Origin of the sequence: Saccharopolyspora sp. 7B, from assembly GCF_020177435.1 — a bacterium.
Classification (GTDB): domain Bacteria; phylum Actinomycetota; class Actinomycetes; order Mycobacteriales; family Pseudonocardiaceae; genus Saccharopolyspora_C; species Saccharopolyspora_C gregorii.
This window is the reverse complement of the sequence record NZ_JAIUKC010000079.1, coordinates 49,046-59,071: the sequence shown is the minus strand read 5'-3', so window position 1 is coordinate 59,071 and position 10,026 is coordinate 49,046. Positions and strand designations below refer to the sequence as shown.

Below are 10,026 nucleotides of genomic sequence, written 5' to 3'. Positions count from 1 at the left end.
GGGCCGACCGGAGCGGGCCGCGGGGGACGGGAGCTGCCGGGCGCGACGGCGTGGCCGGGTGCACCCCGCCGCGCGGGTGCGACCAGGCCGGGCGATGTCCGGACGCCACGGTGGACCAGCGTCGTCTCCTCTCCCCGCCGGGCGCCGCGGCCCGGCACCGCCGCTCGCGCGGCGATCGCATCGCTGAAGATCCAGAGCCGGTACGGTACCCAACCGCTCGCGCGCGGTCACGCTCGGAAGCTGCTCCACCGGTGCGGCGGAGCGCGCCCGATCGGCCCATCCTGGACCGTGACGCGCGCAACAGGCAAGAACGCTCACCCCATTGCCGCCGCCGGCCCGGCGCGCGTGGGCAACGTCACTGCAACGTCGCCGCCCGTAACTTCGCGCCCAACACCGCACAACGTCGTACGGGAGGCACCAGATGACGCTCTACGCAGCTCCGGGAACCGCCGGCTCGGTGGTCGAGTACCGCTCGCGCTACGACCACTTCATCGGCGGCGAGTACGTGGCCCCCGCGAAGGGCGGCTACTTCGAGAACCCCACGCCGATCACCGGCAAGGTCTTCACCGAGATCGCCCGCGGCACCGCGGACGACGTGGAGCGGGCCATCGACGCCGCGGAAGGCGCCGCACCCGCCTGGGGCCGCACCGCCCCCGCCGAGCGCGCCGGGGTGCTGCTGGCCATCGCCGACCGCATGGAGCAGAACCTGGAGAAGCTCGCGGTCGCCGAGAGCTGGGAGAACGGCAAGCCCGTCCGGGAGACGCTGGCCGCCGACATCCCGCTGGCGATCGACCACTTCCGCTACTTCGCGGGCGCGCTGCGCGCCCAGGAGGGCACCCTCTCGCAGGTCGACGAGGACACCGTCGCCTACCACTTCCACGAGCCGCTGGGCGTCGTCGGCCAGATCATCCCGTGGAACTTCCCGATCCTGATGGCGGTCTGGAAGATCGCCCCGGCGCTGGCCGGTGGCAACGCCATCGTGCTCAAGCCCGCTGAGCAGACCCCGGCGTCGATCCACGTGCTGCTGGAGGTCATCTCCGACCTGCTGCCGCCGGGCGTGCTCAACGTCGTCAACGGTTTCGGCGTCGAGGCGGGCAAGCCGCTGGCGTCGAGCTCGCGGATCCGCAAGGTCGCCTTCACCGGTGAGACCACGACCGGGCGGCTCATCCTGCAGTACGCCAGCGAGAACATCATCCCGGTGACGGTGGAGCTCGGCGGCAAGAGCCCGAACATCTTCTTCGACGACATCGCCGCCCAGCGCGACGCCTTCTACGACAAGGCGCTGGAGGGCTTCGCCATGTTCGCCCTCAACCAGGGCGAGGTGTGCACCTGCCCGTCGCGGGCACTGGTGCAGCAGGGCATCTACCGGGACTTCCTGGCCGACGCGGTCGCCCGCACCGAGAAGATCAAGACCGGGCACCCGCTGGACACCGACACCCAGATCGGCGCGCAGGCCAGCAACGACCAGCTGGAGAAGATCCTCTCCTACATCGACATCGGCAAGCAGGAGGGCGCCAAGATCCTCACCGGTGGCGAGCGCATCGAGCACGGCGGCGAACTCGCCGGCGGCTACTACGTGCAACCCACCATCTTCGAGGGGCACAACAAGCAGCGGATCTTCCAGGAGGAGATCTTCGGGCCGGTGCTGTCGGTGGCCTCGTTCACCGACTACGACGAGGCGATCAAGACCGCCAACGACACCCTCTACGGCCTCGGCGCCGGCGTGTGGTCCCGGGACGGCTCCACCGCCTACCGGGCGGGCCGCGACATCCAGGCGGGCCGGGTGTGGGTGAACAACTACCACGCCTACCCGGCGCACGCGGCCTTCGGCGGCTACAAGCAGTCCGGCATCGGCCGCGAGACCCACAAGATGATGCTGGACCACTACCAGCAGACGAAGAACCTCCTCATCAGCTACTCCCAGAGCGGTCCGGGGTTGTTCTGATGGGGGACGAGGACACGGGCACTCCCGCACGGGTGGCCGTGACGCCGGAGGCGGCGGATCTGATCCGCCGCCTCCGGGCGCAGCACGGCCCGGTGATGTTCCACCAGTCCGGCGGGTGCTGCGACGGCAGCGCCCCCATGTGCTATCCGCAGGGCGAGTTCCGCACCGGGGTGTCCGACGTGCACCTGGGCGACCTCGCGGTGGCCGACGAGAACGGCGACCCCGACCCGGTGCCGATGTGGATGTCCGGCGCCCAGTTCGAGTACTGGAAGCACACCCACCTCACCGTCGACGTGGTTCCGGGGCGGGGGAGCGGTTTCTCCTTGGAGGCGCCCGAAGGCGTGCGCTTCCTGATCCGGTCCCGGTTGCTCACCGACGAGGAGTGGGCCGGGCTCGGCGGACGGTGATCCGCGGGGGGGGGGGGGGGGGGGGGGGGGGGGCCCCGGGCGCCGCGCCCCGCGCGCGGGGCGGGGGGGGCGGGGGGGGGGCGGCCGCGCCGGCCCCCCCCGGCCCCCCCTGCCCGGGGGCGGCCCCCGGGGGGGGGGGCGCCGGCCCCCGGCCCGGGGGCCCCCCCCCCGGGGGGGGGCCGGGGGGGGGGGCCGGGGCCCCGGGGGGGGGGCCGCCGGGGGGGCCCGCCCGCACCGGGATCGGCTCACGGCCAGTCGATCTGCGGGGAGCGGGTGAACCCGATGCCCGCCGCCTCCCAGCGCGGTCCCTGCTGTGCCAGCCGCGCCCGGAACGACTCCCAGTCGTGGGTGGCCGCGGGCGACCAGCCCAGCTCGGCGATCGCGGGCAGCCGCGGGAACGCCATCAGCTCGACGTGCTCGGAGGTCTCCAGCGTCTCCGTCCACATCGGAGCCTCCACGCCGTGCACCGCCTCGGCGGGCACGCCCGGCAGGTGCGTCGCCGGGTCCCAGCCGTAGGCGTCGGCCACCTCGACGTACCCGGCCCAGCTCAGTCCCAGCTCGGTGGACGCGTCGTACTTCATGTCCAGGTACGACCGGTCCGCGGGCGACAGCAGGATCCGGTTGCCGCGCTCGGCGGCCGCCGCCATCAGCTCCGCGTCGGCGCCCTCGGTGCCCCAGTACTGCACGACCGACCCGGCGGCCGGTTCGGCCTTGGCGTACTCGTGCCAGCCCACCGCGGTCTTGCCGTACTTGGCCACGATCGGCAGCGCGCGGTCCATGAACGCGCGGTACTGCTCGTCGGTGGTGGCGTCCGCCTCGTCCCCGCCGATGTGCAGGTACGGGCCGGGGGTGAGGGCGGCGATCTCGCGGATCACGTCGTCCAGGAACTCGTAGGTCACGTCTTCGTCCACGCACAACGAGCTGAACCCGACCTCGATGCCGGTGTACAGCGGCGGCGCCACCCCGTCGCAGTTGAGCTCCGCGTAGGAGGACAGCGCCGCGTTGGTGTGCCCCGGGGTGTCGATCTCCGGGATGAGGGTGATGTGCCGGGACTCGGCGTGCGCCACGATCTCCGAGTAGTCCTGCTGGGTGTAGAAGCCGCCGGGACCACCGCCGACCTCGGTGCTGCCGCCGTGCTCGGTCAGCCGCGGCCAATCGGTGATCTGGATCCGCCAGCCCTGGTCGTCGCTCAGGTGCAGGCGCAGGAAGTTCACCTTGTACCGCGCGAGCTGGTCGATGTAGCGCTTCACCGAGTCGACGTCGAAGAAGTGCCGGGCCACGTCGAGCCCGGCGGCGCGGTGCTCGTAGCGCGGCCGGTCGGTGATCTCCCCGCCGGGCACGGTCCACGGCACGTCCTGCACCTGCGGGCTCTCGATCTCGGCCGGGAGCAGCTGGCGCAGCGTCTGCACGCCGTGGAACAGGCCGGTGTCGGTGGCGGCGTGCAGCGTCACCGCGTCCGCGGTGACCTCCAGCCGGTAGCCCTCCGGCCCGGTCTCCGGCTCGTCGAGGCGCTGCACGCGGCCGTCGCCGTCGCCGACCGCCAGCGGCAACCCGGTGGCGGGCCGCAGCACCTCGGCGAGGCGGTCGGCCACCTCGGTCGCGCCGCGGTCGGCGGTGATCGCGCTGTCGGCGGTCAGCTCGAACGCGACGCCGGGGGCTTCCCGCACCGCTTCGGGAGCCGGGACGACCTGGTGCAGCCGCGCCTGCGGATCCGCGGCGGCGGCGGGGGTGAGGGTGCTCAGGACTCCGGCGGTGAGCACGCCGGTCAGCAGGGCCGCCGTCGCGGCGCGCACGGGGGTGAGGGGCATCGGCAACTCCCGGTCGGAAACGAGGTCCTAAAAGGTATAGACCACCCATCCGGCGCGGACAGCACCCGAACGGACCCAAAACGCCGCCTGCCCGCCCCCGATCAACGCCGGATGAACGGCCTGCCCGCCCGGGCGAACGGGCCGATCAACTCGGTCGCTGCCCGCGCAGCGCGCTTCGGAGGGCGTCGAGCACCGCCGGGTCCTCGATGGTCGAGGGCACCTTCGCCTCGCCGGTGTCGGCGATCTCCCGCATCGACTTGCGCAGCACCTTCCCCGACCGCGTCTTCGGCAGCCCGTCCACCACGTCCACGTCCCGGAACGCCGCGACCGGCCCGATCTGGTCCCGCACCGCGGCCACCAGCTCCGCCCGCAGCTCCGCCGGGTCGACCTCGACGCCGGACTTGAGCACCACGAAACCGCGCGGCACCTGGCCCTTGAGCGCGTCGTGCACGCCGATCACCGCGCACTCCGCCACCGCCGGGTGCGCCGCGAGCACCGCCTCCATCGATCCGGTGGACAACCGGTGCCCCGCCACGTTGATCACGTCATCGGTGCGGCCCATCACGAACACGTAGCCGTCCTCGTCCACGTGCCCGCTGTCGCCGGTCAGGTAGTAGCCGGGGTACCGGGACAGGTAGGACTCGCGGAACCGCTCGTCGTCGCCCCACAGCGTCGGCAGCATCCCCGGCGGCAGCGGCTGCTTGATGCAGATCGCACCGTCCACTCCCGGCGGCACCTCCGCGCCCGCTTGGTCGAGCACCCGCACGTCGAACCCGGGCACCGGCACCGTCGGCGATCCCGGCTTGATCGGCATCGGTTCCAGGCCGCGCAGGTTCGCGCAGATCGGCCAGCCCGTCTCGGTCTGCCACCAGTGGTCCACCACCGGCACGCCGAGGGTGCGCACCGCCCACTGGTAGGTCTCCGGGTCCAGCCGCTCCCCGGCGAGGAACAGCGTGCGCAGCGAGGACAGGTCGTAGTGCGCGAGCTCGGCCGCCTCCGGATCGACCCGCTTGATCGCCCGGAAGGCGGTCGGCGCGGTGAACAGCGCCTTCACCCCGTGCTCGGCGATGACCCGCCAGAACGCCCCCGCGTCCGGGGTTCCCACCGGCTTGCCCTCGTAGACCACGGTGGTCGCCCCGGCCAGCAGCGGGCCGTAGACGATGTAGGAGTGCCCGACGACCCAGCCCACGTCGGAGGCGGTCCAGAACACCTCCCCGGGCCCGATGTCGTAGATGGCGCCCATCGACCAGCGCAGCGCCACCGCGTGCCCGCCGTGGTCGCGCACCACGCCCTTGGGACGGCCGGTGGTGCCGGAGGTGTAGAGCACGTACAGCGGGTCGGTGGCCGCCACCGGCACGCAGTCGGCGGGCTCGGCGGCCGCCAGCGCCTCGGCGGCGTCGGCGTCGTCCGGGCCGAGCTCGGCGCGCGCCCGGTCGCGCTGGAACACCAGCACGCCGCCGGCCGGGCGGTGCTCGGCCAGCCGCAGCGCCTCGTCGACGATCGGCTTGTACTCCACGACCCGGTTCGGCTCCAGCCCGCAGGAGGCGGCCACCACGATCGCCGGGCGGGCGTCGTCGATGCGGGCGGCGAGCTCCTTCGGCGCGAAGCCGCCGAAGACCACCGAGTGCACCGCGCCGATCCGCGCGCAGGCCAGCATCACCACCAGGGCTTCCGGGATCATCGGCAGGTAGACGATCACCCGGTCGCCCTTGCCGACGCCGCGCGCCCGCAGCGCCCCGGCGAAGCGGGCGGTGCGGTCCAGCAGCTCGCGGTAGGTCCAGCGGGACACCTCGCCGGTCATCGCCGAGTCCCAGATGACCGCGGCCTGCTCGCCCCGCCCGTCGCGCACGTGCCGGTCCAGCGCGTTGAAGCAGGTGTTGAGCACCCCGTCCGGGAACCAGCGCCCGGACTCGTCCAGCGCCCTGCTCGGCGCCCGGTCCCAGTCGATGCCGGTCGCGGCCTCCAGCCAGAACCCGTCGGGGTCGGCGAGGCTGCGCCGGTGCGCGTCGGCGTGGGCACCCATGGTCGAGACCTCCCGCGGTATGTGTGGGACGGATGCCGGTGGTCTACCCGAAGGGGGCCGTTCGCGCCAGCACCCACGCGGCGCCGGCGAGCGGTGGCGGCGACGCGCCGGGTCCGCGGACGTGGCGCCCGCGTGCCCGACAGTCCACAATGGTCGATCGACGGGAGGGGTGGTTTCCGGTGCGGCGACCGAAGATCGCGGGTTCCTGCGACGAACGGTCGGTCGCGCTTCGGCCGCGCCGAACCCGTGCACTTTCAAGATCATCCATTCGGCGTCGGGTCGCTTCCGCTGGGCGCAGGCCAGGCGGATTCGGCGGAACTCCCGGTCGCCGGTCGAACACAATGCGTGGGTGGGGAGGCGGTCGGTCGACGAAGGGGTCGGTCCGGCCGACGACCGTGATGGAGGTGTCAAGCTTTGACCAGCGTGGAGACGACTCACCGGGACGGCATCACCGACGGTGACGACGACGCGGCGGAACTGCCCACCACCCCGTGCAGCGTGGTGTGGAGCGGTGGGCACTCGTTCGTCCTCGAAGGCGTGGGCGGCCGCGCCCGTTGGGCCGGCGTGGACGACCGCGGCCGGGCCCGCTTCCTGACCGACGCCGAGATGCGGCGCCGCGGCTGGAGCCACGACCGCCGCTGACCGGCCGCGCACCCCTGGCCGCCCCGGCCACCGCGAGGGGGGTGTGGCACCCTGATCGGTGCGGGCGCCCCCGGGCGCCCCGGAGCCGCAGGCGCAGGTGAGCGCTTCGCGGCGGAACGCACAACCGCGTCAGGGGAGGGCTGTGGTGCAGGACGCCGACGGCACCACGGCCGGATCCGAAGGCCGAGGTGGAGCGGGCGATCCCGCGTCCCCGGAGCCGGACGGCCCGCGGATCGGCACCGGCGGGCAGCCCGGGACCGAACCGGCCGCGGAGCCCGCCGCGGGCCAGGGCGAGGACCCCGCCCAGCCGCCCGACCCGGGCATCGCCCGGATCAAGGAAGTCGCCGCGAGCGTCTGGGACGACCCGTGGCTCACCTGGCCCAACCTGCTGAGCGTCGTGCGGCTCGCCGGGGTCCCGCTGTTCCTCTGGCTGCTGCTCGGCCCGCAGTCCGACCTGCTGGCGCTGCTGGTGCTGGTGGTCAGCGGCGCGACCGACTGGCTCGACGGCAAGCTCGCCCGCTGGCTCGACCAGTACAGCCGCGTCGGCGAGCTGCTGGACCCGGCGGCCGACCGGCTCTACATCGTCGCCACCCTCGTCGCGTTCGTGCTCCGCGACGTGATCCCGTGGTGGGCCGCGGCCGCGCTCATCGGCCGCGACGTGGTCCTCACCCTGTGCCTGCCGGTGCTGCGCTGGCACGGGTTCGAGCCGCCGGAGGTGCACTACCTCGGCAAGGCCGCCACGTTCTGCCTGATGTACGCGTTCCCGCTGCTGCTGCTCGTGCAGGAGGACTTCGCGTTCGCGGGCGTGGCGCGGCCGATCGCCTACGCGTTCACCTGCTGGGGCGGCGCGCTGTACGTCTGGGCGGGGGCGCTGTACCTGGTGCAGGTGATCGCCGCGGTGCGCGCGGCCCGCACGCTGAAGACCTGATCGTTCCAGGTCCGGCCGGTCCCGACCCGATCACGCTCGGCCGCCTTGCGGCCGGGAGCGGCCCCGACCTAGGCTCGCCTGGCCCGTGGCGATCATCGCGCGGGTGCGGCGGCACCTCGCCCCGCCCACGGCACGACGAGGAAGGCGGGACCCCAGTGGCCCCGGACGGGATCAAGTACACCCAGGAGCACGAGTGGGTGCGGCGCACCGGCGACGACACCGCGCGCATCGGGATCACCGACTACGCCCAGCAGCAGCTCGGCGACGTGGTGTTCGTGCAGCTGCCCGAGGTGGGCGAGACCGTCGAGGCCGGTGGCGGCATCGGCGAGGTGGAGTCGACCAAAAGCGTCTCCGACATCTACGCCCCGCTGGCGGGGGAGATCGTCGCCCGCAACGACAAGCTCGACCAGGAGCCGGAGCTGGTCAACTCCGACCCGTTCGGCGACGGCTGGATGATCGAGATCAAGCTCTCGGACCCGGCCGCGATCGACGGACTGCTCAGCGAGAGCGACTACCAAGGCATCATCGACCAGGGATGATCGTTGATCTCGGGTTCGCGAACGGCGTGAGGTGGGAGTCCCGCGTCTGCGGCCTGCGACGGCACGGTACGTTTGAACGCACTTGCACGACCCATCCGCGCAGAGGAGAGCTCAGGTGAGCCAGAACGACGGGCCCGGCGGCGTTCCGCCGGAGCAGTCACCGGAGACCACCTCGGTCTTCAGGCCGTTCCTCTCGGAGCCGGAGAGCACCGAGAGTGCGACCCCGGAGCCAGCGGCCTCCGGGGTCGATGCGCTGCCCGCCGGGGCTGCCTTGCTGGTGGTCAAGCGCGGCCCGAACGCCGGGTCGCGGTTCCTGCTCGACAGGGAGACCACCAGCGCCGGACGCCACCCGGACAGCGACATCTTCCTCGACGACGTGACGGTGTCCCGTCGGCACGCCGAGTTCCGGCGAGAGGGCAACGACTTCGTCGTCGTCGACGTCGGCAGCCTCAACGGCACCTACGTCAACCGGGAACCGGTGGACACCTCGGTGCTGGCCAACGGCGACGAGGTGCAGATCGGGAAGTTCCGGTTGGTGTTCCTGACCGGTCCCATCGACGATCAGGGCCGCTGAGCCGGACGTTCCGCGGACAGAGCGCATCGGGGCGACGCCATCCGGCGCCGCCCCGATCGTTCTCGGCGGTGATCGTTGCGAGCGATCTTCGAGCCGGTGGTTCCCGCACTCCGGAACGGGTTCTGCGGGATGTGCTGCGGTGTATCGTGACGGGGGACATCGTTCGCGTCGCGAGCGGTCGGCGCCCTCCCGGGTGCCGGGCGCCCGGATCCGGGGCGGTCCGCGGCGGAAACGTCGCGGGAATCGCGTCCGGTGAGCACCTGCGGGTGCCGCGGAACCGGTGCGCAACGGCGTCAACGACCGCCCCGGCCCGGGGCGGACAACGGAAAGGCCCGGTACCGGCGACACCGTCGGTGCGAGGCCGGGAACGAGCCGGAAAAGCCGTCCACCGAGCGGAAAATCCGGGCGGGGACGACGGCCGGAGGTCGGCGTGTCCGCCGTATCGCGGGTAGCGTCAGAGGCGTCGGTGCGCGATCCTCGACCAAGGATGTCACGCTTCGGCGCGCTGGAGGAGGCGATGTGTCGATGAGCAGCGAAATGCGCGTCGTCGGCGTGCGAGTGGAACTACCAGCCAACCAGCCGATCCTGCTGCTGCGCGAGACCGAGGGCGAGCGGTACCTGCCGATCTGGATCGGATCGGTGGAGGCCACCGCGATCGCGCTGGAGCAGCAGGGGGTGCGACCCGCCAGACCCCTCACCCACGACCTGCTCAAGGACGTCATCGGCGCCCTCGGGCGGGACCTGGAGCAGGTGCGGATCACCGACCTGCAGGAGGGCACGTTCTTCGCCGAGCTCATCTTCGACGGGGACGTGCGGGTCTCGGCGCGGCCGAGCGACTCGGTGGCGCTGGCGTTGCGGATCGGGGTGCCGATCCACGCCGACGAATCGGTGCTGGACGAAGCCGGGTTGATCATCCCGGACGAGCAGGAGGACGAGGTCGAGAAGTTCCGGGAGTTCCTGGACTCGGTCTCGCCGGAGGACTTCCGCGGCGCGGACACCTGATCGCGGCGGGCGGGCGCCCCCCCCCCCCCGCCGCCCGCGTCGTCGCGAGGGGTTCCTGGTGCAGCACGCACCGGGAGCCCCTTTCGCATGTCGGGGCCCGCGCGGGTGCGGCTTCGGGTGCGGTGCGTGCGCGAAGGCGGGGCGTGCGTCACACCCGG

9 protein-coding genes are annotated in these 10,026 nt (G+C 72.9%); 7 read left to right on the top strand and 2 right to left on the bottom strand.

Going from position 1 to position 10,026, the window contains the following annotated elements; translation table 11 throughout:
* Window positions 1–421: 421 nt before the first annotated feature.
* Together LCD33_RS13915 and LCD33_RS13910 are read left to right on the top strand one after the other, a co-directional pair.
* The gene (locus tag LCD33_RS13915; protein WP_224977926.1) at window positions 422–1,945 is read left to right on the top strand and encodes an aldehyde dehydrogenase family protein; all 1,524 of its coding nucleotides are present in this window, start codon (window positions 422–424) and stop codon (window positions 1,943–1,945) included.
* On the top strand, window positions 1,945–2,352 hold the full coding sequence (locus tag LCD33_RS13910) for a DUF779 domain-containing protein (RefSeq protein ID WP_224977925.1): 408 nt from the start codon (window positions 1,945–1,947) through the stop codon (window positions 2,350–2,352). The genes LCD33_RS13915 and LCD33_RS13910 overlap by 1 nt, the downstream gene beginning before the upstream one ends.
* Window positions 2,353–2,597: 245 nt before the next feature.
* Here LCD33_RS13910 and LCD33_RS13905 read toward each other — a convergent pair whose 3' ends face one another.
* Window positions 2,598–4,160 carry a beta-N-acetylhexosaminidase gene (locus LCD33_RS13905; protein WP_224977924.1) on the bottom strand — a complete coding sequence of 521 codons (1,563 nt, stop codon included), beginning with the start codon at window positions 4,158–4,160 and terminating at the stop codon, window positions 2,598–2,600.
* A 145-nt stretch (window positions 4,161–4,305) separates the two neighbouring features.
* Window positions 4,306–6,183, bottom strand: a complete 1,878-nt coding sequence (locus LCD33_RS13900; protein WP_224966158.1) for a propionyl-CoA synthetase — start codon at window positions 6,181–6,183, stop codon at window positions 4,306–4,308.
* A gap of 423 nt (window positions 6,184–6,606) precedes the next feature.
* On the opposite strand from LCD33_RS13900, the gene LCD33_RS13895 reads away from it, so the two are divergent.
* From LCD33_RS13895 to LCD33_RS13875, 5 genes are all read left to right on the top strand, one after another.
* Window positions 6,607–6,825: a hypothetical protein gene (locus tag LCD33_RS13895; RefSeq protein ID WP_224957459.1), complete on the top strand. Its 219-nt coding sequence runs from the start codon at window positions 6,607–6,609 to the stop codon at window positions 6,823–6,825.
* A gap of 322 nt (window positions 6,826–7,147) precedes the next feature.
* The gene (locus LCD33_RS13890) at window positions 7,148–7,753 is read left to right on the top strand and encodes a CDP-alcohol phosphatidyltransferase family protein (RefSeq protein ID WP_224957460.1); all 606 of its coding nucleotides are present in this window, start codon (window positions 7,148–7,150) and stop codon (window positions 7,751–7,753) included.
* Window positions 7,754–7,908: 155 nt separating this feature from the next.
* Complete coding sequence (gene gcvH / locus LCD33_RS13885; RefSeq protein WP_224977923.1) at window positions 7,909–8,292, top strand: glycine cleavage system protein GcvH; 384 nt, start codon at window positions 7,909–7,911, stop codon at window positions 8,290–8,292.
* A gap of 115 nt (window positions 8,293–8,407) precedes the next feature.
* Window positions 8,408–8,866 (top strand): glycogen accumulation regulator GarA, encoded by a 459-nt coding sequence (gene garA, locus LCD33_RS13880; RefSeq protein ID WP_224977922.1) that lies wholly within the window; start codon window positions 8,408–8,410, stop codon window positions 8,864–8,866.
* A 525-nt stretch (window positions 8,867–9,391) separates the two neighbouring features.
* Window positions 9,392–9,868, top strand: coding sequence for a bifunctional nuclease family protein (locus LCD33_RS13875; RefSeq protein ID WP_224957385.1), 477 nt, complete (start codon window positions 9,392–9,394; stop codon window positions 9,866–9,868).
* Window positions 9,869–10,026 lie beyond the last annotated feature (158 nt).

Bases quoted from the DNA above. Each gene is read 5' to 3' on its own strand.
- LCD33_RS13915 (WP_224977926.1), top strand. From the start codon at position 422: ATGACGCTCTACGCAGCTCCGGGAACCGCCGGCTCGGTGGTCGAGTAC.
- LCD33_RS13910 (WP_224977925.1), top strand. From the start codon at position 1,945: ATGGGGGACGAGGACACGGGCACTCCCGCACGGGTGGCCGTGACGCCG.
- LCD33_RS13905 (WP_224977924.1), bottom strand. From the start codon at position 4,160: ATGCCCCTCACCCCCGTGCGCGCCGCGACGGCGGCCCTGCTGACCGGC.
- LCD33_RS13900 (WP_224966158.1), bottom strand. From the start codon at position 6,183: ATGGGTGCCCACGCCGACGCGCACCGGCGCAGCCTCGCCGACCCCGAC.
- LCD33_RS13875 (WP_224957385.1), top strand. From the start codon at position 9,392: ATGAGCAGCGAAATGCGCGTCGTCGGCGTGCGAGTGGAACTACCAGCC.